Genomic DNA, 690 nt, shown 5'->3' on the forward strand with positions numbered 1-690 from the left:
CCCAATCGCACCATTGAGCTTCATCTGACCGGTCACATGGAGAAATTTTCGTGGTCCTTCAACGGCATCAAATTTTCTGACGCCGAGCCGCTTCGGCTGAAGTATGGGGAGCGTCTTCGCATCACCCTGGTGAACGACACCATGATGACTCATCCCATCCACCTTCACGGCATGTGGAGCGACCTTGAGGATGAAAACGGCAAGTTCATGGTGCGCAAGCACACAATCGACATGCCACCAGGTACCAAGCGCAGCTATCGAGTCACCGCTGATGCCTTAGGTCGCTGGGCTTATCACTGCCACCTGCTTTTCCATATGGAAATGGGCATGTTCCGTGAAGTACGGGTTGATGAGTAAAGGAGACGATCTGTGAGTACATACCTAAATCGTAAATCGCTGGTCGGTTGCCTCTTTGCCGTCGGCTTGATGGGTGGACTCTCGTCCGTGGCACTGGCAGTCGAAGATAGTAGTGATCATTCACCTGCTACTCCTGCGAAAGCAACGAGCAAGCCTGCAACTACGACAAACGAGTCAAAGCCCGATCACGGGTCAATGGACCACAGCAAGATGAGCCATGAGTCGATGGATCATGACCAAAAAACCAAAAAGGCAGATTGAGATCATGACCAGTAAGTTTTTACGCCCAACGTTGATGGCACTGGCAGTCTCTACCAGTCCTGCTTTCTTTGT

Annotated in this window: 1 protein-coding gene and 1 pseudogene; both read left to right on the plus strand. The window is 51.4% G+C overall.

All coding sequences use genetic code 11. The annotated features are described in order from the left end of the window. On the plus strand, nt 1-357 hold a 357-nt coding region (locus VD17_RS31110), incomplete at its 5' end, for a multicopper oxidase domain-containing protein (RefSeq protein WP_046057185.1). Between the two features lie 232 nt (nt 358-589). Further along, nucleotides 590-690 (plus strand): annotated as a pseudogene (locus VD17_RS33260) (copper resistance protein B); the annotation flags it as partial.

The organism is Pseudomonas fluorescens (assembly GCF_000968015.1).
Taxonomy (GTDB): domain Bacteria; phylum Pseudomonadota; class Gammaproteobacteria; order Pseudomonadales; family Pseudomonadaceae; genus Aquipseudomonas; species Aquipseudomonas fluorescens_W.